The sequence below is a fragment of the Methanosarcina hadiensis genome (assembly GCF_046529725.1).
Taxonomy (GTDB): Archaea; Halobacteriota; Methanosarcinia; order Methanosarcinales; family Methanosarcinaceae; genus Methanosarcina; species Methanosarcina hadiensis.
The window spans coordinates 1612884-1637873 of sequence record NZ_CP136241.1; the positions used below are offsets into that span (position 1 = coordinate 1612884).

The 24990-nt window shown below is 41.7% G+C and carries 18 protein-coding genes and 1 pseudogene; 10 read left to right on the forward strand and 9 right to left on the reverse strand.

Features of this window, described 5'->3' with window-relative positions; genetic code table 11:
• Positions 1 to 227: 227 nt before the first annotated feature.
• A complete protein-coding gene (locus RSJ42_RS06975; protein ID WP_410509862.1) occupies positions 228 to 908 on the forward strand; it encodes a hypothetical protein in 681 nt (226 codons plus the stop codon).
• Between the two features lie 376 nt (positions 909 to 1284).
• Positions 1285 to 1866 carry a DUF2121 domain-containing protein gene (locus tag RSJ42_RS06980; RefSeq protein WP_410509863.1) on the forward strand — a complete coding sequence of 194 codons (582 nt, stop codon included), beginning with the start codon at positions 1285 to 1287 and terminating at the stop codon, positions 1864 to 1866.
• Positions 1867 to 1989: 123 nt separating this feature from the next.
• Here the strand turns inward: RSJ42_RS06980 and ade are convergent, their stop codons facing one another.
• A complete protein-coding gene (gene ade, locus RSJ42_RS06985; protein WP_410509864.1) occupies positions 1990 to 3639 on the reverse strand; it encodes an adenine deaminase in 1650 nt (549 codons plus the stop codon).
• Between the two features lie 214 nt (positions 3640 to 3853).
• Between ade and RSJ42_RS06990 the strand changes: the two genes are divergently transcribed.
• The 3 genes and pseudogenes from RSJ42_RS06990 (at position 3854) to RSJ42_RS07000 (ending at position 9624) form a co-directional block, all read left to right on the forward strand.
• Entirely contained in the window at positions 3854 to 5242 is a 1389-nt protein-coding gene (locus RSJ42_RS06990) for a tetratricopeptide repeat protein (RefSeq protein WP_410509865.1), read from the forward strand.
• Positions 5243 to 5345: 103 nt separating this feature from the next.
• Complete coding sequence (locus RSJ42_RS06995; protein WP_410509866.1) at positions 5346 to 5843, forward strand: trypco2 family protein; 498 nt, start codon at positions 5346 to 5348, stop codon at positions 5841 to 5843.
• A gap of 64 nt (positions 5844 to 5907) precedes the next feature.
• A pseudogene (locus tag RSJ42_RS07000) lies at positions 5908 to 9624 on the forward strand (hydantoinase B/oxoprolinase family protein).
• 247 nt (positions 9625 to 9871) lie between these two features.
• Here RSJ42_RS07000 and RSJ42_RS07005 read toward each other — a convergent pair.
• The 3 genes from RSJ42_RS07005 to RSJ42_RS07015 form a co-directional block, all read right to left on the reverse strand.
• A complete protein-coding gene (locus RSJ42_RS07005; protein ID WP_410509867.1) occupies positions 9872 to 10972 on the reverse strand; it encodes a formate--phosphoribosylaminoimidazolecarboxamide ligase in 1101 nt (366 codons plus the stop codon).
• A 345-nt stretch (positions 10973 to 11317) separates the two neighbouring features.
• Positions 11318 to 11830 (reverse strand): Ig-like domain-containing protein, encoded by a 513-nt coding sequence (locus RSJ42_RS07010; protein WP_410509868.1) that lies wholly within the window; start codon positions 11828 to 11830, stop codon positions 11318 to 11320.
• A gap of 17 nt (positions 11831 to 11847) precedes the next feature.
• On the reverse strand, positions 11848 to 12438 hold the full coding sequence (locus RSJ42_RS07015; protein ID WP_410509869.1) for a hypothetical protein: 591 nt from the start codon (positions 12436 to 12438) through the stop codon (positions 11848 to 11850).
• A 447-nt stretch (positions 12439 to 12885) separates the two neighbouring features.
• Here RSJ42_RS07015 and RSJ42_RS07020 point away from each other — a divergent pair, with 447 nt between their 5' ends.
• Positions 12886 to 13452 (forward strand): flavin reductase family protein, encoded by a 567-nt coding sequence (locus tag RSJ42_RS07020; protein WP_410509870.1) that lies wholly within the window; start codon positions 12886 to 12888, stop codon positions 13450 to 13452.
• A 230-nt stretch (positions 13453 to 13682) separates the two neighbouring features.
• On the opposite strand, the gene RSJ42_RS07025 is transcribed toward RSJ42_RS07020, so the two are convergent.
• The 5 genes from RSJ42_RS07025 to RSJ42_RS07045 form a co-directional block, all read right to left on the reverse strand.
• Positions 13683 to 16127 (reverse strand): PAS domain S-box protein, encoded by a 2445-nt coding sequence (locus RSJ42_RS07025; protein ID WP_410509871.1) that lies wholly within the window; start codon positions 16125 to 16127, stop codon positions 13683 to 13685.
• 410 nt (positions 16128 to 16537) lie between these two features.
• Positions 16538 to 17734: an aldo/keto reductase gene (locus RSJ42_RS07030; protein ID WP_410509872.1), complete on the reverse strand. Its 1197-nt coding sequence runs from the start codon at positions 17732 to 17734 to the stop codon at positions 16538 to 16540.
• Positions 17735 to 17830: 96 nt separating this feature from the next.
• The gene (locus tag RSJ42_RS07035; RefSeq protein ID WP_410510332.1) at positions 17831 to 19033 is read right to left on the reverse strand and encodes an aldo/keto reductase; all 1203 of its coding nucleotides are present in this window, start codon (positions 19031 to 19033) and stop codon (positions 17831 to 17833) included.
• Between the two features lie 818 nt (positions 19034 to 19851).
• Entirely contained in the window at positions 19852 to 20151 is a 300-nt protein-coding gene (locus RSJ42_RS07040) for a carboxymuconolactone decarboxylase family protein (RefSeq protein WP_410509873.1), read from the reverse strand.
• 848 nt (positions 20152 to 20999) lie between these two features.
• The gene (locus tag RSJ42_RS07045; protein ID WP_410509874.1) at positions 21000 to 21530 is read right to left on the reverse strand and encodes a GNAT family N-acetyltransferase; all 531 of its coding nucleotides are present in this window, start codon (positions 21528 to 21530) and stop codon (positions 21000 to 21002) included.
• 455 nt (positions 21531 to 21985) lie between these two features.
• Between RSJ42_RS07045 and RSJ42_RS07050 the strand changes: the two genes are divergently transcribed.
• The 4 genes from RSJ42_RS07050 (at position 21986) to RSJ42_RS07065 (ending at position 24939) form a co-directional block, all read left to right on the forward strand.
• Positions 21986 to 22309: a cupin domain-containing protein gene (locus RSJ42_RS07050; RefSeq protein WP_410509875.1), complete on the forward strand. Its 324-nt coding sequence runs from the start codon at positions 21986 to 21988 to the stop codon at positions 22307 to 22309.
• A 439-nt stretch (positions 22310 to 22748) separates the two neighbouring features.
• Positions 22749 to 24038, forward strand: a complete 1290-nt coding sequence (locus tag RSJ42_RS07055) for a hypothetical protein (protein ID WP_410509876.1) — start codon at positions 22749 to 22751, stop codon at positions 24036 to 24038.
• Positions 24039 to 24159: 121 nt separating this feature from the next.
• The gene (locus RSJ42_RS07060; protein ID WP_410509877.1) at positions 24160 to 24366 is read left to right on the forward strand and encodes a PAS domain-containing protein; all 207 of its coding nucleotides are present in this window, start codon (positions 24160 to 24162) and stop codon (positions 24364 to 24366) included.
• Between the two features lie 96 nt (positions 24367 to 24462).
• The gene (locus tag RSJ42_RS07065; RefSeq protein ID WP_410509878.1) at positions 24463 to 24939 is read left to right on the forward strand and encodes a PAS domain-containing protein; all 477 of its coding nucleotides are present in this window, start codon (positions 24463 to 24465) and stop codon (positions 24937 to 24939) included.
• Positions 24940 to 24990 lie beyond the last annotated feature (51 nt).

A 24990-nucleotide genomic window follows, 5' to 3' on the forward strand; every position in this document is an offset into this window, starting at 1 on the left:
ACTTCTTACACCAGATCAATAACAGGATATAATATAAAGCAGACATAAAATATCCGGGTTTGAATATAAAAAATAAGTTTAAGTATAATTACGTACATGATTATACTAAAGATAATCTTTTAAGCCCATATATATTCGCCAGGTATAGCTGTGTGAAGAAATAGTACTGCTATACCTATTAATCCACTGATTTTTGGGTTTTAAACATAAAATTTGGGGGACAATAAATGGGTATTTTTTCTTCAGGGATAAGTCCAGAACTGAAAACTTTTCTTGAAGCAGAAGATCTGGACGACCTGATGGAAGCAAGATCAAAACTATGGCAGCTGGATGAGAAAGATATAAAAAAAATTCGTTTCATTCTCCAGAAATGGAATAGTCCTCAGGCAGTATCCAACCTGCTTTTTCATCCCTTCCTTATACCTGAAGACCTAAGGGCAAGCTGTCTCCTTAGAGGGCTGAGAGAAAAGAAAGAACCATATTATATCCTGGCTTCGATAGTCGGACTCCAGGGAGTTGATCCTACTGTTTTCCCAAAAGAACAGAGAAAGACGATAAAAGAATATTTGATTTCTGTTCTCAAAGTTTCGGAAGGAATAATCTCAGCAAGAGCCTCGGTTACCATCTATGATTATCTCTCCTTGGAAGATGCATCCACAGCATTTGAACTGCTAAGCCATCCAAATGAAGCCGTAAGACACAACATCTTATGCTGGTTAATCAGAACCATAGAAGAATCTGATCCCGGGACATTTATTTCAATAGCAAACAGCAGCAATATCCCGGAAGACACACGGAAAGAGGCGATAAAAAAATTCCAGGAACATCTCAGGCAGAAAGAGATTGGAGAATGCAGTTTATTTGGAACTCAGCTTTACGCATATATCCCGAACCTTAAAGAAATGTGAATAGCCTCTTCGCTTAAAAGGACTAACTCGGAAGATCCGTTCAACGTTATCCTATTCATCGAACCATTCTTACCGCACTCGAATCAGAAGAGCATCACGGCTCACAGAATGTATAAAGTATATGCTTATCGATTTTACGGTTTTTTTCAAGTTTATTTCTGCTTTTTTCCCGCCGCCTACTTATTTTTTATTAGTTTATTTTTGACCTGTATCCAGAAAAGTTTATGGAGTGCCAGGAAAAAACTGAAAAATTAAATTTCCAAGTCCAGAGGACTATTTCCTCATCCAGAACAATATCGCTTTAAGGAGAATTGTTAAGAAATATAAACAACTAAAATAAAGAGATTCTTAATTACAGGTTCTGGAGCGGATTTAAATGACCCTTGTTATCGCTTTTATCGGAAAGAACGGCGCAGTTATGGCGGGAGATATGCGTGAAATCACTTTTGAAGGGGAGAGGCCCGACAGGGAAAAGCTCGAAAAAGAGCTTTACAGCGGCGCAATAGTTACTGATGAGGAACTTGCACAGAAAGCAGAAGAGTTTGGGGTCAAAATAAGGGTTTCTGACTGCAAGGAGAAGGTCTCGGAGAGAAACGGTGTTCTTGTAGGGGAAGTATCTTCAGTTGAAGGCGGAGTCTCCAAAAAAAGAAGGCTGTACGCCTCGGCAGGGAACCATGCAATAGCAGAACTGATCAATACTGAAATGACACTTACTTCTCACGGTAAAGGAAGCAATTTCATAGCTTTTGGGAACGAGTTTACTAAACAGGTGGCCAATAAATGTTTTAAGGACCACTGGACGAAAAAAAGCAATCTTCAGGATGCGGTAAAGATCCTTATCCTGTGTATGGAAACTGCAGCAATGAAGACAGCTTCGATGAGCAGGCAGTTTATGATTGTGCAGACTGCATCGAATACCGATGTTCTGAAGGTTATGGAAAGAGACAGGAATACCTGAAAGAACAAAATAGCTGAAAGTGCAGAGAAATTCTCTGCACGGCTCTCTTTTTTTGCTTAGGTTCTTTTTTTGCTTAGGTTCTTTTTTTGCTTAGGTTCTTTTTTGTTTAGGCTCTTTTTTTGCTTATTCGCCTGAAAAAAGATTGACAAACTCAAATTTCGTTACATCAAAAAGGCCTTTATCCCCCAGTTTAAGTTCCGGGATCACCAGAAGGGACATGAATGCGAGAGTCATAAAAGGGGACTCAAGCGAAGTTCCCAGCCTTTTAGCTTCTTCATTCAGCAGGTGGTAACGGGAAGCTACCTCTTCTCCGTCCAGTGCGCTCATAAGACCTGCAACTTCAAGCGGCAGGTCAAGAAGATTTTCTGAAGTCCCGACAACAATTCCACCTTTATTTTCCACCAGCCTGTTAACAGCTTCAATTATATCCCTATCAGTTGCCCCTACTGCAATGATATTATGGCTGTCATGGGCAATGCTGCTTGCAATAGCGCCTTTTTTCAGGCCTGCATTCTTTATGAAACCAATCTTAGCAGGATCGTCTCCATATCTGCTCAGGACAACAATCTTTAAAATATCCCTTGAGGGGTCCGAAACCAGATTGCCAGCTTCTATCTTTGGCAGAACCAGTTCCTGTCCCGTTACAAGCTCTCCGTCCCTTGCAACTATTACCCTGATTTTTTTCTGCTTTTTATCTGCTCCAGGGGGCACAGTCAGTTTTACATTGTCAATTGCTATTTTACTTCGATTGAACACGTTTTTTGCAGGAACTTTTTCCGCGGGGAAAAGAACTTTTCCTCTGTCATAAGCACATTCTCCGCCGATAAAGGTGCTCAGGACATTGAAAGATTTAAGGTCGTCCACAATAATGAAATCTGCAGGGTCTCCTTCGCGAAGCAGCCCGACATCAAGCCCGTAGTGTTCTACAGGATTGAAAACAGCTGCCCTTATAAGGTTATAAATATCAAGCCCTATCTCCTGTCCGCGCCGGATCAGTTTGTCGATATGTCCTTCATAGATAAGTGTATCAGGGTGGGAATCATCCATACAGAGCATAACTGAATCCGGATATTCATCTATCAGTGGATACAGGGTTTCGAAATTTCTGGCTGAACTTCCTTCCCGGATCAGGATTTTCATACCAAGATTTATTTTTTCAACGGCTTCTTCGTATTCGAAGCATTCATGGTCTGTTGAAATTCCTGATCCGATGTATTTCCGCAGGTCTTCCCCTTTTAAGCCGGGTGCATGCCCGTCTATAACTTTGCCGTACTTTTTAGCAGATTCCAGTTTTGCCATTACATCCTTAAATTCAGAAATTACCCCCGGGAAATTCATCATCTCGGAAAGGTAATGAAGGTCGTTTCTTGCCAGCAGGCGGTCAACGGCATTTGCATCCAGGACCGCACCCGATGATTCGAAAGGCGTAGCCGGCACACACGATGGTACTCCAAAATAGATTTTCAAAGGGGCTTTTTTTGAGTCCTCAAGCATAAACTCAATGCCCTCTTCCCCCATAACGTTTGCAATCTCATGAGGATCACTGACAACTGCAACCGTGCCTTTTGCAACAGCCATCCTGGCAAAAACCGAAGGCACGGTCATAGAGCTCTCTATATGCACGTGAGAGTCCACAAGCCCTGGCAGGATATACTGCCCATTACCATGGTCTTTTTCTTTTATGCTGGTTATCTTTCCGTTTTCAACGGTAATCTCGCCTTTAAACTGCCGCCTGGAAACGGCATCGACAATAATTCCCAGGTATTTTTTCATGAGGATTTATCTTACCCTCCAATGTATAAATATTTCCAGGATGCCAGAGTTTTGAGTAATCTGAATTTCCAGTAAAAATTATTTATTCTGATTAGCTCTAAAAAAATCTTTATCTGCTGAACATACCTCAGTCCCGGAAACTATACAATTTAGTAAGTTTGGATATCTTTATGATATGCTTTAATATCTTTATAAGGTACAGGATGGAGGTTTTATGCCTGAACATGACCTAAGGGTAAAACTTTTTGGAGACCATAAACTAAAAATCAGCGACATTTTTGACGAAAAGAGAGGCATTTACTACGTTCCTGTTTTGGCAGTAGATGGGGATATGAACAAACTTAATCAGCTGGGTTTTACCGGGAAAAATGTAAAATGTGCTGTCCTGGACAGCGGGGTCCTGCCTGAGCATCCTTATCTAAAGTATAGGGTGGAAGCAATTAAAGATTTTACAGGCTCCGGGTATCTGGATAAAAACGGTCATGGCACTGCCGTTGCTTTGAATCTTGCAATGACTGCTCCTGATGCGCCACTTTTGATTGGCAAAGTCTATGAAAACGACGATGCACCATTATCAGAGTATTTTTATAGAATTGCCCGGGGCGTAAACTGGGCAGTGGATAGTGGCGCAAAAATAATTAATCTCTCGGTCGGTATAGAGAAAAGAAAGGAAGACCTCTGCAAAAATCCTGAATTATTGGAAGCCGTTGTAAGTGTATGCAGAGCCATTAGACGAGCAATTGAAAACAGGGTATCGGTTTTTGCTGCAGCCGGAGCCAACTTCCCGGCAGATTGCCATGAAACAATAATAGTAGTCGGGTTGATAGACATCCCTGTATATCCCAAGGATATTCCTCCTGCAGTCTATATTCCTTCCAGTCCGATTCTTGTCCCGGCTTTTTTGTATGAGGGCTATGTAAATCTTAGCAAAGGAATGTATAATGAAGCTTTAGCCTCGTTTAATGAAGCAGTTGATATATGCTCTGAAGATCCGCAGTTCTGGAAATATAGGGCCATATGCTTCTACAATTTAAATGAATATGAAAATGCAGCGCAGTCCCTTAATGAGGCACTGGCAATTGAACAATCTGATGTGGAAGCATGGTACCTGAAGGGGGTCACGTTAAGAGCCATCTTTCAATATGATAATGCTATCGAGTGTTTTGATAAAGTCCTGGAAATTATAGATTACAGCATTCTGACGGGGATGAAGCTTGCCGATTTTCCAAAATCAGTAACAGATGACTGGTATAATATGGGTGTCTATTATGAGCAGGCTAAAAGGTACGACAATGCTGCAAAATGCTATGAAAATGCCATCCATATTGACCCGCTAAACGCACAGGCCTGGAATAATTCAGGCGTAATTTCAGGAATAAAAGGAAGATACGAGGATTCTATAAAATATTTTACCAGAGCAATGGAGACCGACCCGTTAATGGCTGATGCCTGGTTTAATAAAGGGCTGGCACTTTCCATGCTGGGAAGATACGAGGAATCAATCGAGTTCTTTGATAAAGCAACAGAAATAGATTCTACCTTCAGTAAGGCGCTAAATCAAAAAATCAGGGTATTGAGGAAGCTAAATAGAGAAAATGAGTAATATTTGATTAAAAGAGCCTATTTAAAAATCCGGAATCCATTTTTTCCGGGAATAACAGATTTTATCTGAATTTATTAATTGAAAAGCCAGAAACAGAGGTTTGATGGTGTCCGAAGATATTGGAGTTCAAATAGATACAATAATATCTAAAGTGAAAAAAGCAATTCGTGAAGTGGAACAACGATCTTATAGGTCGGACCTGAAAGTTAAGGTTGAAAAGCTGGATTTAAAGCTAAAAACCTTCAATAGCAAAGAAGGCGGAGTAGAGCTAAAAGTGCCAGTTATAGATCTGGATCTCGGCCTTGGAGGAAATATCTCAAAAGAAGAAACCCACACTATAGAGCTGACTCTCGTTCCCGTTGACGATACCCGGCTTTTCGGCGAAGAGGACATCGAGGACAGCCTGGTGGAGTTAATTATGGGAATAGAAGAAGGGATAAAAAATGCGCTTGTAGAAGTCCCCAGGTTTAAGCTTGAGAAAGCTTCCGTTGAGCTTAATTTTATAGTTAATAAAAGCGGGGAGATCTCGATTGTTGCTAAAGGGGAAAAGAAACTTGAAACAACCAATAATTTGAAGCTTTATTTAACGAGTTCTAATTGATAACTTGATCTAAACTCCAAACTCCCGATTAACAATTAATACCACCTCTGCAATTATTCCCTACATGTCCCCCAAAGCCCGCTGGCAGTTCTGGATTGACCGCGGAGGCACGTTTACAGATATCGTAGCCCGCAGCCCTGATGGAAAACTGATCACATACAAGCTCCTTTCCGAAGACCCTTCTCATTATGAAGATGCAGCTATGCAAGGGATTCGCCAGATACTCGGGCTGCCTGAAAACGCCCCTTTTCCTTCGGAAGAAGTTGAAGCCATAAAAATGGGCACAACCGTGGGGACAAATGCTCTTCTTGAAAGAAAGGGAGAGCGAACTGTTCTAGTCATAACCAGGGGCTTCGGGGACGCTCTGAGAATCGGGTATCAGAACCGCCCGGATATTTTTGCGCAGAAAATAGAGCTTCCTGATCAGCTTTACGAAAGAGTTACCGAAATTTCCGGCAGGTACGGAGCAGACGGGAAAGAAATTGTGCCTCTGGACCTTGAAGGTGCTAAAAAAGAGCTTGAAGAGGCTTACAAAGCCGGCATTCGTTCGGCTGCAATCGTCCTCATGCACTCTTACAGGTATCCCGAGCATGAGCTAAAACTCGGCAGGCTTGCCGGAGAAATCGGTTTTACACAGGTGTCTCTGTCCCATCAGGCAAGCCCGCTCATAAAATTCGTAAGTCGTGGGGAAACTGCAGTTGTCGATGCTTATCTTTCTCCGGTTCTTCGCAGGTATGTTAATATGGTCGAAAAGAGCCTGGACGAAAAAGAAAGGGGAGCTAAAAGCAAATCGGTAGCTGAAAGCCCTGGAAGTGAACGGGAAGTAAAGAATAGCCTTAAAAGCAGCCCTAAACTGATGTTCATGCAGTCCAGCGGGGGGCTTATAGATTCCGGGGCTTTTCAGGGAAAAGACTGCATCCTTTCAGGACCTGCCGGGGGAATAGTAGGAGCAGTTGCAACCTCGGAAATGGCAGGGGCAAAAAAGATAATCACTTTTGATATGGGCGGCACGTCTACCGATGTAGCACAGTACAGCGGGGAGTATGAACGAAGCCTCGAGACAGAGGTCGCAGGTGTCCGCCTGCGTTCCCCAATGATGCGGATCCACACGGTTGCAGCAGGCGGGGGTTCAATTCTCCATTACGAAGGAGGCAGATTCAGAGTGGGACCTGATTCGGCAGGTTCGGACCCGGGTCCGGCATGTTACAGGAAAGGCGGACCTCTTACGGTTACGGACTGCAACCTCATGCTCGGAAAACTGCAGCCCGAATTTTTCCCGAACATCTTCGGACCGGAAGCAAACCAGCCGCTTGATTCCGATATTGTGCGCAGGAAATTTGCAGAACTTGCTGAGACGGCTTCTACAAACGGCAATATTCCAGATCCTGTTCTAACTCCTGAACAGGCAGCAGAGGGTTTTCTTTCCGTTGCAGTCGAGAACATGGCAAATGCTATCAAGAAAATCTCGGTCCAGCGTGGATATAACGTAAAAGAGTATACGCTCTGCTGCTTTGGGGGAGCAGGGGCTCAGCACGCATGCAGGGTGGCAGATGCTCTGGGGATCAAAAGCATTTTTATTCATCCGTATGCAGGGGTCCTTTCTGCGTACGGGATGGGGCTAGCAGACCAGAGGATCATAAAAGAACAGTATATTGGAGTCGAACTCTCGGAAATGCAGGTAGAGAAGTTAAAATCCATCTTTACAGGGCTTGAAGCTCAGGGACGGCTCTCCATGCTTGAGCAGGGAGTTCATGAAGATTGTATAAACGTGCTTTACAGGGCACATATGAGATATGCAGGATCGGACACATAGCTTACTGCGAACTTTTCAGGCAGCGCCGAATCCCTCAGAGCTGGTTTTGAGGAAGCCCACAAAAAACGCTTCGGATTTGTGATGGAAGGCAAGTCCATCGTTGTAGAGGCTGTCTCAGTAGAAGTTGTGGGAGTTACGGAGAGAGTCTCTGACCCTCTGCTTGCGCCTGACAAAAACCAGGCGATTTCTCCTGTATCCAGGGTTCGGATGTACAGTTACGGAGAATTCCTTGAGACGCCTGTTTTCGATACGGAAACACTAAAACCAGGAGCCTGCATAAACGGGCCTGCAATTCTTACAGAAAAAAACACTACCATTATAATCGAACCCGGCTGGCAGGGTGAAATTACTGCTCGAAATCACCTTATTCTCACCCGTAGAGTTCCTCTTCCTGCCAGAACAGCCATAGGGACAGAAGTCGACCCTGTAATGCTTGAGATTTTCAATAACAGGTTCATGTCCGTAGCAGAACAGATGGGCTATACTCTGCAGAACACCGCCCATTCGGTAAATATAAAAGAGAGGCTTGATTTTTCCTGTGCCATTTTTGATAGGAAAGGAAACCTGATAGCAAATGCCCCCCACATACCTGTTCATCTGGGTTCTATGGGAGAATGCGTAAAATATCTTATCCAGGCTCAGTCCGGAAATATTCATGCCGGAGACGTACATCTCATCAACTCTCCATACCACGGAGGAACGCATCTTCCTGATATCACAGTTGTTACTCCCATGTCCGATAGGTCGGGAAGGATTCTTTTTTACCTTGCTTCCAGAGGTCATCATGCTGATGTGGGAGGTATTACTCCGGGTTCCATGCCTCCCGAAAGCAGGAACATTGAAGAAGAAGGAGTGCTCAGCGAAGGCATGAGAATAGTTGAACATGGCAGGTTCCTTGAAGAAAAATTAAGAGCATGGCTCGGTTCGGGCAAATGTCCTGCAAGGAACCCTGACCAGAACGTGGCTGATATCAGGGCACAGGTAGCTGCAAATGAAAAAGGGCTTCAGGAATTAAGGAAAATGGTTGAGGAATTCTACCCTGAAACCGTCGAAGCTTATATGGGCCATGTGCAGGACAATGCCGAAGAAGCTGTCAGGCGGGTTATTGACAGGCTTGAGAACGGGGAATTTACGTATCTTCTCGATAATGGGAGCGCCATTAAAGTAAAGGTTACAATCGACCGAAAGGAGCGGAGTGCAAAAATTGATTTTTCCGGGACATCACCCCAGCTTTCAAATAATTTCAATGCTCCGGCTTCTGTCTGCCTGGCTGCTGTCCTCTATGCTTTCAGGACACTTGTAAAAAGTGATATCCCGCTGAATGCAGGCTGTTTAAGGCCGCTTGAGATTATAATCCCTGAGAGCTCCATGCTCAGACCTGAGCCTCCTGCAGCCGTTGTTGCAGGAAATGTTGAGACATCGCAGTATATTGTTGACGCCCTTTTCGGAGCTCTTGGAAGCCTAGCAGCTTCTCAGGGTACAATGAACAATTTCACTTTCGGGAATGCTGATTTCCAGTACTACGAGACTATTTGCGGAGGAGCAGGCGCAGGTCCGGGGTTTCCGGGAACGGATGCTGTCCACACCCACATGACTAACTCCAGAATCACAGACCCTGAGGTTCTTGAGACAAGGTATCCGGTTTTGCTTGAGGAATTTTCTATCAGGCAGGGAAGCGGGGGAGCAGGCGAATTCAGGGGAGGAAACGGGACTGTAAGGAGATTCAGGTTCCTGAAAGATATGGATGCCGCTATCCTTTCAAGCCACAGGAAATTCCCGCCATTCGGGCTCAAAGGCGGCATGCCAGGAAAATGCGGAAAAAATACACTCATTTGCAGCGACGGAAGGGTTATTAAAGTTGGAGGGCAGGCAGAATTAAAGTTGAGAAGTGGGGACGTATTTGTGGTCGAGACCCCGGGAGGGGGAGGTTATGGCAGGCCTGAAACTCAAAATGCGAGAAAAAAATAAATGAGAAACAAATCAAATTTTAAATAAGAAGCAAAATCTAGTTTGAAATAAAAACAAATCAAATTTTTTCAGCGAATTTTTATTTTTTCAGGTGGTTGCAATTTCCAGCTTGAAAAATTTCTTTTGACCCATTTCTTTTAACCGCTGAAAATAAATTTTTAGAAGCCTTCAAAAGCTTCAATTTGTTGAACAGCTTCAACTCTTGAATAACTCTCAATCGTTCAGCATTATTTTTTTATGACAAATATTATTTTTTATAATAGTATCTCATTGAGCTTCGTGACAATATCTTATCCAGCTGGTTTGTGCGGGACGCTTCTTTTATCTCAAAGGCTATGCGCCTTCCCATGGAAAGCTGTTTCTGCACAAGGTCCGAATAAGGGGAGCCTGAAATGTAAAGGTTTGTCCCTGCTACAATCCTTGTGGAAAGTTCAAAGACCTTGATTTCAAGTGAGTCCATAACAACTGCTTCAATGCAGAAAGCTCCTGTAACTCCTCCAAAAAGATTCAGGGACTCTTCAACTACTTTCTCTCCCAGGGAAAAGATGCGGGACAGGAGAGACTCTCTTGCAACTAGAGGCATATTCCCGGTGATTACATATGTGGGATTTATTCCTGATTCTATGAGCTCTCTTGGGGACCCGAGCCTGAAGATTTCGTCGGCATTGGATTCTACCCTGCGGTCCATGCTCAGGAGTTCAAGGCTGCCCCTGCTCAGGGTATATCCTTCGTTCCGGATTGGGGAATAGAAGTAGTGAAGGTAGTAGCGAGTTCCGGTAATAAATTCCTGGATTGTGAACTTTCGAGTATGGTCTACGAGTTCGTTGAATTCTTCGTAATTCTTTGCAACGAAGAACCCTTTTCCTCCCTGTGCCCCTTCATACTCGACCATTACAGGTCCTTTAATGTCATGAGGGTTATCGATTTTTCGGGGCATTTGAGTGCCTGCACCGAGAAGCCACTTGCATTCTTTAGCCCTGTCCGACTCCCATTCGATTGCAACCCGGTTTCCGAAAACGGGCACCGGAATCTCCAGGTAATTTTCCTTGCCAAGGTGAGCAATAAGTGAACTGTGCGGGACTATGATAGTGTTTCTCTTCCTGAGCTCCCCGGCTCTTTCCATAAGGTCTCCGTAGCTCTCGAGAACCAGATATTCATCCGGTTTTGCTCGGGGAAATGCATCATAGAATTTTGGGGGTTTTCCGGTGCATATCCCCAGAGTCTTAAAACCTTCTTTTCGAGCCCCGTCAAAGATCTGGAGGCTTGAGTGAGAACAGACTGTCGCAACAGTAATGCTTTCGGGATCGTAATCTTTCAGAAATCCAAGAACCTGCTGTTTTGGGATCATAATTGCTCCGGCGGGAAATTTCGGTTGGAATATATTGATTTTAAGGTTAAGATCTGGTCCCTCTGTAAAACTAGTAGTTCATCTGTATTAGATCAATAAAAAGGTTCTCTACAGCGAGACATGAATGAAGAAAATGAACAAAAGAGAAAACAGGAAAAATATGAAAAATAAAGGATGAAACAATAGAGAAGAAAGAATAATTATGGAATATTCGCCAGATAACAGAAAACTTAAAGGAAAAAAGAATGAAAAATGTGAAGAGGATTGTGCCGTTTTTCAGAAATCAGGAATAGCTGATTGTGCTATGTTTCATCTTATGCTATGGTGCTATGTTTCACCTTAATTTTATCTCACAATCCTGTAAGTGTATACAAAGTCTCCTCCGGCTTTTCCGTCTTTGTCGCCGTCCAGAGCAATTCCTCTCTCGTCCATTATGAACCCTGAGCCAGTTTCATTCCCAAGCAGATATATTGTTATCTCGGCTCCGTGCTCGTCCATCGGATATTCGTTACAGGGACGGAACATCAGCATTTTTGACCCTGCGTCCAGAATCCCATCCACAGGTTTTGTTGATGCAGAACTTTTGACTATTACGGTATCTTTCGTGATTGTTGTGCTGTTCATTGGCATATCGAACTCAATCCAGATGGGAGAGTCATGCCTGTAAGCAAAAGTCTGCCTGTCAGGGTATATGGCTTTTATTGTGGGAGGCGCAGGTCTGTGTTTGAAAGGTACTGGAATGGATTTCAGCGCTGCAGGAAGATGCCTGTCACGCCTGTATCTTTTTACTATGTAGAAAAATGCAATTCCTGCGAATGCGCCCAGCAATATCTTAGGCCAGTTTCTTGTCCTGTACATTTTCGGGCTCCCGGCTCTTATTCTATACAGAGGTCATATCCATTATTGTGATTAGCCCGGTATTTTTTTACTGCATACATAGCAGTAACTCCGACAAGCGCACCCACTATTACTTTGTTAAGGTTAATCAGTGATGATCCTTTGTCCTCTTCATATGTTTCTGTCTCAACTATTTCTTCTATTTCACTCTCCGGCTCTTTATGGTGGAATTTTTTCAGGAGGTATACACCCAGTAGCCATTTCCCTAATCTCATTGCTGCATGAGGTAAGAATGAGCTCCCGTGCGCAGGTTGTTTCACGTCCTGCAGTTGTTCCGTTTCTTTATGAGATTTTTTTGCCCGTAACTTTTTCGCAGCATATGTGGTGAGCATTAAACTTCCATATCTATGAAGTAATCCTCCTGTGCTCTCTTCATGCACTCTAGTCCCATAATACCTTCCTGTTTTAAGCCTTCTCATCAGGTATGCGCCCAGAATAAGTTTGCTGTATTTGCTTATTAGTCCGCTCTTTTTGTGTTCAGAAATCTCTGTAACTTCGTGTGAGTTACCCGAGTTAAGCTTTTTAAGGATATACACGCCGAGCAACAGTTTACAGTACTTGCCTAACATTTTGTTCCCCCGGATTTTTTTCCTGACCGGAGAATCCCCTTTTATCATTCTCCGGAAAGAATAGTGGTTAATTGATACTTCTGTATTTATCCTATATCCCGCATAATATATAATGGCAACTATATACTATACTTAATAACTTTCAACTGTTTTGCTTTTAAAATCTATACATTATCCTGTAAATAGTTCTCAGATTGATTGAAAACTGAGTAATACTGTTTGTTGAAAAATTAGTGTAGAGCTCTTCGGAAAATGAGCAAACAAAGAAAACAAAAAATGCCGGCTTTAAAGAATTTTATCTGAAGAAATGGAATTCTGCAATTCAAATCTCTCCTGAAAGAAACTCAAAACAAAAATAAAATTAGTAACATAGATTCGCAAAGTAACATAAATTCGGAAAATTAGTTCACGAAAGCATTTTGTATTATCGAAAAGAAGGTTCTAACCATGAAACAATCAATCGGAGCAAAACCACTTGCTTTTCCGACTCCTACCTGGGTTGTCGGTACCTATGACATGAACGGAAAACCCAATGCTATGACTATTGCATGGGGAGGAATCTGCTGTTCTAATCCTCCGTGTATCAGTGTATCTTTAAGAAAGGCTACTTACAGCTATGCCGGTATTATCGAAAATAAAGCATTCACTGTAAGCATCCCGTCCGAAAATTATGTAAAACAGGCAGATTATTTCGGGATCGCAAGCGGAAGAGATGAAAATAAATTTGACTGCGCCTGTCTCACACCTGTTAGAAGCGATCTGGTGCCTGCGCCTTATGTAGGAGAGTTCCCGATTATCCTTGAATGTAAACTTCTCCACAGCCTCGAGGTAGGGCTCCACACTATGTTTGTTGGCGAAATAATGGACATAAAGGCAGAAGAATCAGTGCTTGATGAAAACGGAAATCCTGATATCGAGAAGATCAGACCCGTTATTTACGCGACCGGGAATAGAAGCTACTACAGTATCGGCAGCAATCTGGGGAAAGCTTTTTCCACAGGTAAAAATCCCTGAAACGGTAATGCAGAATAATGGAAAAACTGAGAATAGATAACCAGAGGTCTGAAGCTTTTAATGAAGCTTTTAATGAAGCTTTTAATGAAGCTTTTAATAATATGCAGGGGAGGTCGATGCTTGAGTCAAATTTGCGGAAGAGTTACATCCTGTAGGAAAAGGTTAAGTACAGGACTTACGCACTTGAGGTACAAAAGCTGGAAGAGAGACATTGCGATCAAATGTGTATTTCAGGCAGTTGATGGTTTAACGCCGTTGTCTTTCAGTTCAACCGCGTAACTCCTGCTGTATAAATTAAGCGGTATAGTGAAGACGAACTTACTTCCCTCACCGGATTTGCTTTCAACCCATATTTTACCGGAGTGCATTTCCACAAATTTCTTTACAAGGGAGAGGCCGAGCCCGGTCCCTTTTTGTTTTTTGAATTCAGGATTTTCCAGCTGTACAAAGGGTTTAAAGATTTTCTGGGACTCCTCTTCAGATATTCCAATACCTGTATCCATTACAGTAATTTCTGCTCCGGCACCTGCAATTTTCGCATCAACAGTAACATGCCCGCCTTCGGGTGTAAATTTTATGGCATTATCCATAAGGTTATACAGGATCTGCTTGAACTTTGTCCTGTCAGCACTTATGCTTTCCAGTTTATCATCGACCCTGTTGAGAATCTCAATATTTTTCTTTGAGGCCAGAGGAACCAGTAAGGACTTAACCTCAGAAACCGAACCGGATATCGAAAATTTCTCTACTTGCAGCTCCATTTTTCCGGCTTCAACCTTTGAGATATCAAGCACATCATTGATCAGCTTCAGGAGATGACTTCCACTTACTGTGATATTGTTGACATACCTCAATTGCTTCTCATTGAGAGGGCCGAAATTTTGAGTAAGAAGCATATCAGAAAAACCGATTATTGAATTCAAAGGCGTTCTCAGCTCATGGCTCATGTTTGCCAGAAATTCACTCTTTGCTTTATTGGCAATCTCGGCTTCCATTTTTGCTCTGACAAGTTCACTCTGCATTTTCTTATTATCCGTGATGTCCGAGATTATGGTATACAGGAATATTTTCTCGTTTATCGGAATAGGATAGCTGTATTTTTCAATGTCACGCAGTTCCCCGCTGGATAAACGGTGGGTGAAAAAGAAGTGGTTGAGGTCCCTTGACTTTGCCTGCTCCAGTTCCTCCAGAATTTTTTCTCTCGGAAGTATATTGATATTAGAAATATTCAGGCTGAGCATCTGTTCTCTGGTATATCCGTAGTACGAACATGCAGCCTGATTTGCATCATATACATTTCCCGTATCCGGGTCAATAAGCATTATTACAGCGCTGTTATTTTGAAATAGGGAACGGTATCTGTTTTCACTTTCTCTAAGCAGCTTCTCAGCCGTTTTGCGCTCGGTAATGTCTTCAAGTATGTAAATAGTCTGAATATGTTTCCCATTTTCATCTTTCAAGCCGGAAGAATTTACATTAATGTCTACATACCTGCCATTTTTTTTAATCATCCTGTATTCTTTGTTGAAGGAAAAGCCCCTCTCCTCTATTTCTTTTAATGACCTGTTATGCTTCTTCATGCAGCCGGAGAAAATAATACTTTTTATAGGCCGTCCTCTAAGCTCCTCCTGCGTGTAACCAAGGATAGCCTTTGTACGGGAGTTGCAGTCGATAATAACCCCTTTAGAATCTACCAGAATAATCAGGTTAGCAGCGTTCTGAAACATGGACCTGTAAATTTCTTCCCCTGCATGTATTGCTTTTTCGGACTTTCTGCGCTCTATCCCCATTCCTACCAGGTTTGCAGTTATCCTGAGTATCGATATATCGTCTTCTTTCCAGCTCCCGGTATTGACAACATTGTCCATTCCCATGAAGCCTGCAAGCTTTCCACCTGCATACAAGGGTAAAACAATAAGGGATTTGATTCCCTGCTTCTCAAGCAAATCTTTTTCAGCTGCTGCTTCAGGAGGAAGGACCGACACATCGGTAATATGGATTATCCCGTCTTTGTGAAGCTTTTCCGCCCACCAGGGGCACCTGCTGGAAGGAGTATTTTGCAGGTTTTCTTTCTGGGGCTCCACACCTTCGGCGCACCATTCATGAGTATTGTCTATATAATTTCCATCTTCATGAATCTGAAAGATATAACTCCTGCCAGCTCCGCAAAGAATACCAATTCTTTCAAGTGTGAGATTAATATCCCTTTCAAGGCTGGCTGGATTGGTAAACATATTGGAGATTTCCACCAGTACCTTTTCTATTTCCAGTTTACGACTGATTGATTCTTTTAATATTGCTTTGTCAGTAATGTCAAGAACTGTACCTGAAAAGCGTGTAAAGGAATTATTCTGATCCGGCAGCAGCAGAATTCTTTCAACAACCCAGCGAATCTGTCCTGATTTTGTCAGTATTCTATACACGAGAGTAAAGTCTCTGTCCTTTTTTTCGTAATGGGTGAAAAATTCGGAATGCACTTTTTCCAAATCTTCTGAATATATGATCTCGTCGTACAGAAGATTTTTTGAAAAGAAATCTTCCGGATTATAACCAAATTCTGCGATGTTTTCTGATACAAAATCAACAGGCCAGCCTTTCTCAGTCCTTCGAAGAAAAACAACAGTTTGCCCGCTTTCAGAGACAATATCCATTTTAGTTTCTGTTTCGGGTTTCATGTGGATTTATCCAGTTTTTTCAAATTCTCATTTTTTTTGAATATTTTAAGCAACTGCCAGTATCCAGAGCAAGGAGAAACCGAACGGTCAATTTCTGGACTCATAGTAGCCAGTTCGTTTTTTACTTTTCCACTGTATTACACTTTCTAGTATGAAATCCACAGAATAAATCAGTATCTATCTAAATATTTTTAATAAATCTTAAAATACTTCTTATTATAACTGGGTAATTTATTCTAAAAACTAGAACCTTAAAATAAGATAGAAGAAAGGAATCTTAAGCAAATGAGTTCCGGATTAACCAGTCATTAAAACCAGTCATTAAAACCAGTCATTAAACCAGCCCAATTGATTAGACAAAAAAGTAATCAGATAAAAGATCACTTGCAGCTATCTGACTTGCCTGTTTCTTACTCTTTCCCGAAATGTTTTTTTGCAACAATCTTCCATCCTTTGAAATCTTTTCCTTCAAATTCTTTTTCTATAGCTTCAAGGAAAGAAGGTATGTCCAGATGCTGCGGGCATTTTTCAATACACTGACCGCATTGTACACATTGGGAAGCATACCCCTGGACATCTCCTCTTATTATTCCTCCGGGTTTTGATACATACATCAGTTTTGCTTCTCTTTCATTGCCTGAGAGCGAGAAATTATCATAGATCTCAAAACATCCCGGAATGTCAACTCCGGAAGGGCAGGGCATACAGTACCTGCAACCCGTACAGCCTGTTTTCATGAGCTCCCTGTATTTTTTCTCTGCTTTTCTGACAAGTTTCAATTCAGTTTCGGTCAGCGAGCCAGGGTAAGCTTCATCTGCTATTTTCAAATTTTCTTCAATATCTGCTTCTTCGTTCATGCCTGAGAGCACAACCGTAACCTCAGGACGATTCCAGATCCAGCGGAAAGCCCATTCGGCAGGCGTGCGTTTTACAGCCGCTTTATTCCAGATCTCCTGGACTGCAGGAGGTACGGGTTCTGTCAGTTTGCCCCCGCGCAGAGGTTCCATAACAATTACACCCAGACCATATGAAGCAGCATACTCCAGTCCTTCTGTTCCTGCCTGGTTTTTTTCATCCAGAAAATTGTACTGGATCTGGCAGAAAGCCCAGGGATATGCATCAACAATGCGCTTAAAATCATCAATGGAACCGTGAAAAGAAAAGCCAGCGTTTATTATGCGCCCATCAGCTTTTGCCTGGTCAAGGAAACCGAGAACATCAAGCTTTTCCATTTTGTCCCATAATACTCCCACGAGCCCGTGAACAAGATAATAATCTATATGGTCTGTCCTGAGCCTTTCAAGCTGAGCATTAAGGAATTTATCCATGTCTTCACGGCTTTTTACATTCCATGAGGGCAGTTTTGTTGCGAGTTTGACTTTTTCGCGGTATCCATCAGCAAGGGTTCTCCCTACAAAAGGCTCACTTTCTCCTATGTGGTAAGGCCATGCTGTATCTATGTAGTTTACTCCATGATCAATTGCATAACGTATTTGCTGTCTGGCTCTTTCCTCATCTATTTTTCCTTCTTTGAGAGGAAGGCGCATGCATCCGAACCCGAGTATCGAAAGTGCGTCCCCATTTCTCTGCATTTTTCTGTACAGCATTTCTTACACCTTACCGTTTTAAGTTGCTGCCCTGCTTTTTAAGGGTTTCTGCTTTTTAAGTGGGTTAAGCTTTAAGTTTCCTTAATCTTTACCTTTTTAACTTTCACTCAACCCGAAAGTCTGCCGTGCAGCAGCTTTCCATATTTCCAGGTCAGGACCCTCAAATTTATTTGCAATTATTTTAAGCAGGTCGGGTATATTCAGGTGCTGCGGACATTTTTCCAGGCATTCCTTACACTCTATGCACCGCGAAGCATATCCAGGGATATTTCCTCTTATTATTCCACCTGCCTTTGCCGCGTACATTAGCTTCCCCTCATTTTCATTCCCTGAAAGGTATAGATTGTCATACACTTCGAAACAGGTAGGAATGTCAACTCCGGACGGGCAGGGCATACAGTACCTGCAGCCCGTACATCCGGTATTCATAAGCGTGCGATATTTCTGCTCCACCTTTCCCACAAGCTGCAGTTCCTCTTCGTTCAGAGAATCCGGATAGGCTTCATCTGCTGTTTTCAGGTTCTCCTCTATATGAGATTCTTCATTCATTCCCGAAAGGACAAGCGTAACTTCCGGATGGTTCCATACCCAGCGGAGTGCCCATTCTGCAGGTGTACGTTTTACCTCTGCTGCATCCCAGATTTCTTTTACTTCCGGAGGTACGAGACTGGTAAGTTTGCCTCCGCGCAAAGGTTCCATTACAATTACACCCAGGCCTTTTGAGGCGGCATATTTGAGGCCTTCCGTTCCTGCCTGATTATTTTCGTCCAGGAAATTGTACTGGATCTGGCAGAAACTCCATGGATACGAATCGATAATGAGCTTAAAGTCCTCAATTGAATCATGGAAAGAAAAGCCGACATTAATTATACGCCCACTGGCTTTTGCCTTATCAAGGAAATCCAGAACACCAAGACCTTTCATCTTATCCCATAGGGCCCTGGTCAGATTGTGCAGAAGATAATAATCTATATGATCTGTCCTGAGCCTTTCAAGCTGTAAATAGAGAATCCTGTCCATTTCTTTCCTGCTCTTCACTATCCAGGAAGGCAGCTTTGTTGCAAGTTTAACCTTCTCACGGTATCCCTCAGCAAGGACGCTGCCCAGAAAAGGCTCATTTTCTCCAAGATGATACGTCCACGCTGTATCGATATAGTTGACTCCGTGGTCGATTAAATAATGAATCTGGCTTTTTGCCCTATCCTGATCAATCTTTCCGTCTTTTACAGGAAGCCTCATGCATCCCAAACCCAGCACTGAAAGCCTATCCCCATTTTCAGGCATCCTTCTATAAAGTATTCGTCTCCCCCCTTATTTCCCCTTTTACCGCCTTTTCTTCAGTTTTCTACTTCTTTTACCTGTGTTTCCTCTAATTTTTGAAATTAATTACGGACAAAGCGTAAAATTTCATGGCCTTTATCCAGCATAGTAAGCATGACCTGCTCTTTCTGTATTTATTTCTCATCTGTGCTTTCATTCCAATTCAGGTAAAATAAGACGCGGCCTCTAAATGGCGCTACGTCTTTAGGAGATACCTCGAGCAGGACCCTGGTCTCTAAAATCACTAAATATTAGATTACCTTTATTCTCTACCGGCCAGAGTACCTAATTTAAGATTTGTTTTTGGCTGAAAAATGAATACGGCTTTGTCTATTCAGCCTCTATCATTTCTCAATATTATATCTTAAAATTAGATTCCTATTCAATAATAATCAATTTGAGATATATTTAGAATTACGGTTTTTAGTTCAGAATTAATGTTCTCTGCTACTTTTTCTGGCCTGCTAAATGTCAGGCTCACTACCTTTTCGATTTCCTGATAAAAAATGAAATAATTAGCTTCTAATTAGCTTCTGCACACTTTTTTAAATATGACCTGTTGTAAACAGATTACCTGCAGGAGTAAATCTTTATGGAAAACAGGGCACCTGATTTCTTGATAGGTTTAGGTGGATATGAGTTGGGATATGTTAAAGAAAAAGAGTTCTTTCAGATGCCCGGTTCCCTATGTTACTTAGTTCCCAATTGCATATAAAAATAGTGAAATTATTTTACTTTTTCCAGGTTGAAAAAGTTCGAAGGCAGTATCACCATCCCGGATCTGCCTTAATCAGGTTTTACAATACATCATTCAGGGCTCTTGCTGCCGTATAAACACTTCCGACTCCAAAAATGTACTGGGTTATCCTTATTGCTTCCAGAACCTCCTCTTTTGTGGCTCCCGCCTGCATAGCCTGGATTGCAAGTACTTTTACACCATCCACTGCACCATTAGCTGCATCAAGTGCCATTGCAATCAGAAGCTTGTATTTCATAGGCATTCCACCTTCTGAGAATGCAAGTCCACGCGTACTTTCCAGGAGCTTGAAAAACTCCGGGTCTTTATCCATTATAACCTGCAATGGGTTTTCTGACAATTTATCGTCTCCTTATCAATTTTTCCCGATTCTTCCCTGAAAGATTCTTTCCTGAAATTTGGATATATTTATCAGGCATATTTTTTCATTTCTATTTACGTCGTATTTACTTATCATCCTGTTCACTTATCTTTCTTTTTATCTTTTTCAGATGCGAAAAACCCTGAACAAAGCCCTAACTTTTCCAGTATCATTCCATAAGCCGTCACACCTGCTAATAGCATCCTACACCTGCTTAACATTATTCCATGCTTTCTATGTTTTTAGTTTTACAAACAATATGGTATTTAGCAAAAGCTATTCAACTGGCAAAAGCTATTCAACACTCTCTGTTTATAAATACTGCAAAAATTGCTTAAAATTAATTATAAAAATAATCGCTTAAATCAGTATATCGCGGCTGAGATGTTTGAAAAAGCCTGATATATCAAAAAAGACGGCTCAGATTTCAGGAAAAACGACCTGGATATAAGAAAAAAATGGCTGAGATAAATCCAAAAAATAACGTAGAAAAATAACGTAGAAAAAATAACGTAAAAATAACGTAAAAAAAATAACGGAAAAAAATAACCTTTGGAGGGCATCTGTCAGGTGAGGTGGGGATTGGGGGGATAGGAAAGTGGGGTATTCTAAAAGAGTTTCCAGATGCCCAGTATGTATATAATACATATGAATATATAAAATTAAGTTTATACTGCCATTTTTTAGCATTTCCGGCAGTACTTCAATTATTTTGGTAATTGGACATTATCAGTTACAGGTACTTTAAAAGGTAAGCTGTCAGTGTTTTCATAGAGCAGTGAGGCTCTGCAATAAACCAGAGAAACTTTTGAACAGGATCATAGACATTAATTTTCTCGTCTGAATTCGTAAGTGATCGTACCTTCTTCTTTCCCGTTTCCTTTAAAATGAAAACCGTTTTTTTCCAGCACACGGACCGAAGCCTTCAGATGTGGATATGTATTGGCTATTATGCAATCTTCTTTAAGGCTGGAAAGAGCCCATTGAATCATTGATCGGACAGCTTCTGTTGCATATCCTTTATTTTGGTAACCGGAGAGGATGGAATATCCTATTTCAAGGGTTCCTGTTTCATGGGCGAGAAACCCTCCACTTCCTATCAGGACAGGCAGTTCTGATGCTTTCCTGTGAAGAAGCCAGTAGAAACTCCACATTTTCCGGTCTTTTGCCCTCATCCGTCCTATAAACTCTTCAATTACATCAGGGGTTATCTGATCAGGAGGCCATTCTGCCGGAACATATGCATTGAGGTTTGAAGCAAAAGCAGGGCGGTCATGCAGTTCCAGAAGATAGAGTTTTACAGTAGCAGGGATAAGAGACATTCTTTCAGTCTCGATAGGAAAAAAAATTAAAGACATGGAACAGATTAAGGTTTTTTTGAAGATAACCTTTTTGGTAAGTTATCCAGGGCATAAATATGCAAATGTTTGAAATGGGCATCTGAGCAGTTGGGTGGTTTTAATTGGGGGGTGTAAAAGCTGTTGGGTGTATGAAAAAAGTTTTTCAGATGCCCTGTAATATAATAATAGCTGATATTATATAAAATTATGGATATAATGATTATTAATCAAATATTCTCGATAAATGATATTGGACGAACCCGTGACATTTCCATTTCTTTAAGGAGTGAGGTTCATATCTAAATGATTTGGTTTATATCTTATCCATGAAGAGATTTAATGATTAAATTTTTTAGGAAACTATAAATGATATAGATATAATCTCATGTAAAAAATAGTACAGATATAATCTCATGTAAATATTGTACCCGATATGGCGTATCTGATTTTTAGTAAATTGTAGAGGGCTTTTCATGTTTTGCAAGAATGATTCAATAGAATACAGGGAACTTCTTCCCGGAATCAGGATGAAAGCAGTAGTACACGGGGAAAAAACTCTTATGGCTGAGTTCCTCCTAAAAAGTGGAAGCACACTCCCATCTCATGACCATATCCATGAACAAACTGGCTATCTGATATCAGGAAAGCTTATCCTGACCCTTGATGGAGAAACATTTGAAGTGAACCCGGGAGATTCATGGAACATTCCAGGAGGTATAACCCACAGTGCTGAAGCTCTTGAAGATTCCGTAGCAGTAGAGGTTTTTTCTCCAAAAAGAGATGAATACCTGCAATAAAACGGATTTTCAAAACATTCCTGGAAGTGGGGATTTTTCCTAATAACATTTGATTTAAACTGTATTTTTGCATTATTTTCATATTATTTTAACTTCACATGAAAGTGTCGCGAATTTGCTGTAAATTCAAAGTCAATTTTCTGGATATTTATGTAAAATGGATTTATTGATGTCGAATTTTTGACTCAAAAACTCCTTAAAATTTGTATTTTACAGAAAAATTGGCACGCTGCCCTTCACATTATTCTTACCTTATTTTAACTTCACATTGTTTTCACGTTGCTTCACTTTCCGGTGTTATTTTTAATTTTTTATCCTTTTTTATCTGAGGATAGATCATTATGCAGGACAGATCATACGTAATGGGACATGTTTTCTTAACTGTACAGGAATAGCTTTTTAACTGATTTTATCATCCTCTTTTACGGGGAGTATGAGAATGGGGAAGGAAAACATTCCACCGGGTTTTGCAGACGCTCTGGATTTCAGGCTTATGGATGCAATTTTCGGAAGAAGAGCACGCCGTTTTTTTATGGGGGCTTCTATTCCGGACGGCTACTTTAAATACGCATCAAAATTTGATCCTTTACCTCTTACGGAATGGGAGCAAATGGCAGTCCTGTCTGCAGCAGCAGGCAATACAGGCTGGCACAACCTTATAATGCGCGGGGAAAGATACGCCCCTGCCTTATCAAATTATGCTTGCAGTGCAGGAGGGCGCACTTTCCCTTCAGCAGCAGGCTTTCATACAAGTGAACTATTTTTTACCGACGATAAAGGGGTTTATTTCTTCGGGACAAGAGCCGCTCCGGAAATGGCAACGCGCCTGGAAAACGGGACTTTTGATGCGGAAGAGCTGATTAAAGCCCACAGGGCAAAAGTCCACAAAATTTCTGATGGAAGGCTGAAAATCCCTCCTGAAACGCCTTATGTCGAAGCTCACAATACCTGGGTAGTAAACCATCCCGGAACGACTCTGATCATTCCGGTTGCAGACCTGGCACAGCATGTGCTTGCCGGGATATGTTACTATACACAGAATGGAGCCTGTTTTTTTGATGACATTCACAGGAAAAAGATAGAAGGTCTTGAGAGGTTCAGCGGGCTTGTTGATACGGAAAATCCCCTGCCTTTAAGTTTTCTAGAATTGTGGTCTTTTTCGGAAGCTACTGCAGAGCTCTCAATTTCCTGTTATGCAGGTATGCTTATGCTGCAGGCTATGGGCCTTGGCGGATGGATGTTTAATGGAATGGACCCATTTTCAATACTGGGAGCCAGTGGAAATCCTGAAGTTCCAGGGCTCGGATTCAGATATGATACCGATGAACGGTGGCCTTTTCCAAATCCAACCGGGCTTCCGGGAATTTTTGAAGGGTATACTCCTCCTCATTACAGGGATATGCGAGAAGCAGTTGATGCTCTTACAGAACGGAAATTCGGAAAAGGAGGCCCTTTCAATCCTGATACTCCAGGCTACTACAGGGATACAAAGGCGGTAAGGAGCAGCGCAGTGCCTCATAAAGAAGAGTTCAGGGAATGTGTTGCCCTTCAGGCCCAGTATATCTATGATGTTTTTGGAAAGTTTCCCGGTACGGTTCCAAGCGTCCTGGTTATGCCTTATCTCCAGGCCCACCATCTTGACCTCGAGTTTTATGACCATTTTTATGAAAAAGGTGCTTATCTGGAGACTCATTCAATGCATATGAAGCGCTGGCATCCGGAAGTGTGAAAAGAGCGTAAACAATGCTTCGGAAATAGTCAGGTTATAAAATTTATATAGAAGTTGTGTGTATACTTTATAAATAAAATTTATTTATATTTTTATCCAGCTGCTTTCTGGAGATGGACTGATGAATTCCCTGAAAAATGGTTCTGATTACTATGTAAGAGGGGAAGAGCCTTCCGAAGAGATGAATAACTCTTACCTCCGGGTTTTCGAGAACATACCTGTTGGGATAGCAGTTGTGGATTGCGAAGGTAACTGTCATTATGTAAATTCAAGACTTTGCAGGATGCTGGACCGTTCGGAGCAGGAATTACTCGGAACCGGATTTTAGGAACTGACAGGCTTTAAAGAACTGGAGGTTGATGTCTGGACTCCGTACCAAAAATCTCATAAAACCTTAAAATTACAGTATGAAGGTTTGCATTGCTTGAAAAAAGACGGAAATGAAGTCTGGATAAGCATCTCACCGTATATCATAATAAATCCCGAGAACAGACCTGATTTTGTAATTCAGATAAATGATATTACAAAGCACAAAAAAGCTGATGTTTCTTTCAAATTTACTGAACTAAGTTTCGATTCTATATATAAAAATGTTTGTGACGGCGTAGCAATCAACGAGCAGGTAGGCAAATTTTTAGAAGCAAATCCTTCAATGTGCAAAAAACTTGGGTACAGGAGGGAGGAATTACTGCAAAAAACTGCAACCGAGTTCGTTTCCTACGTGTCGTCAAAAATCTTTGCCGAGCAGGTAAAAAAGCTGTACCTGAGAGGATATGCAACAGTACAGGTTACGGCTGTCTGTCGAGACAATATTCTTTTGCCAGTAGAGCTGAATATGTGGCTTATCGACTACAAAGGCAAAAATGCTATATTTTCGATTATAAAAGATATAAAAGAATGAAGCTTCGGATTCCGAAAAAGCCACTTCCCGCTACTTTTTCTTTTTTATTCA

Bases quoted from the DNA above. Each gene is read 5' to 3' on its own strand.
- RSJ42_RS06975 (WP_410509862.1), top strand. From the start codon at position 228: ATGGGTATTTTTTCTTCAGGGATAAGTCCAGAACTGAAAACTTTTCTT.
- RSJ42_RS06980 (WP_410509863.1), top strand. From the start codon at position 1,285: ATGACCCTTGTTATCGCTTTTATCGGAAAGAACGGCGCAGTTATGGCG.
- ade (WP_410509864.1), bottom strand. From the start codon at position 3,639: ATGAAAAAATACCTGGGAATTATTGTCGATGCCGTTTCCAGGCGGCAG.
- RSJ42_RS06990 (WP_410509865.1), top strand. From the start codon at position 3,854: ATGCCTGAACATGACCTAAGGGTAAAACTTTTTGGAGACCATAAACTA.
- RSJ42_RS06995 (WP_410509866.1), top strand. From the start codon at position 5,346: ATGGTGTCCGAAGATATTGGAGTTCAAATAGATACAATAATATCTAAA.
- RSJ42_RS07005 (WP_410509867.1), bottom strand. From the start codon at position 10,972: ATGATCCCAAAACAGCAGGTTCTTGGATTTCTGAAAGATTACGATCCC.
- RSJ42_RS07010 (WP_410509868.1), bottom strand. From the start codon at position 11,830: ATGTACAGGACAAGAAACTGGCCTAAGATATTGCTGGGCGCATTCGCA.
- RSJ42_RS07015 (WP_410509869.1), bottom strand. From the start codon at position 12,438: ATGTTAGGCAAGTACTGTAAACTGTTGCTCGGCGTGTATATCCTTAAA.
- RSJ42_RS07020 (WP_410509870.1), top strand. From the start codon at position 12,886: ATGAAACAATCAATCGGAGCAAAACCACTTGCTTTTCCGACTCCTACC.
- RSJ42_RS07025 (WP_410509871.1), bottom strand. From the start codon at position 16,127: ATGAAACCCGAAACAGAAACTAAAATGGATATTGTCTCTGAAAGCGGG.
- RSJ42_RS07030 (WP_410509872.1), bottom strand. From the start codon at position 17,734: ATGCTGTACAGAAAAATGCAGAGAAATGGGGACGCACTTTCGATACTC.
- RSJ42_RS07045 (WP_410509874.1), bottom strand. From the start codon at position 21,530: ATGTCTTTAATTTTTTTTCCTATCGAGACTGAAAGAATGTCTCTTATC.
- RSJ42_RS07050 (WP_410509875.1), top strand. From the start codon at position 21,986: ATGTTTTGCAAGAATGATTCAATAGAATACAGGGAACTTCTTCCCGGA.
- RSJ42_RS07055 (WP_410509876.1), top strand. From the start codon at position 22,749: ATGGGGAAGGAAAACATTCCACCGGGTTTTGCAGACGCTCTGGATTTC.
- RSJ42_RS07060 (WP_410509877.1), top strand. From the start codon at position 24,160: ATGAATTCCCTGAAAAATGGTTCTGATTACTATGTAAGAGGGGAAGAG.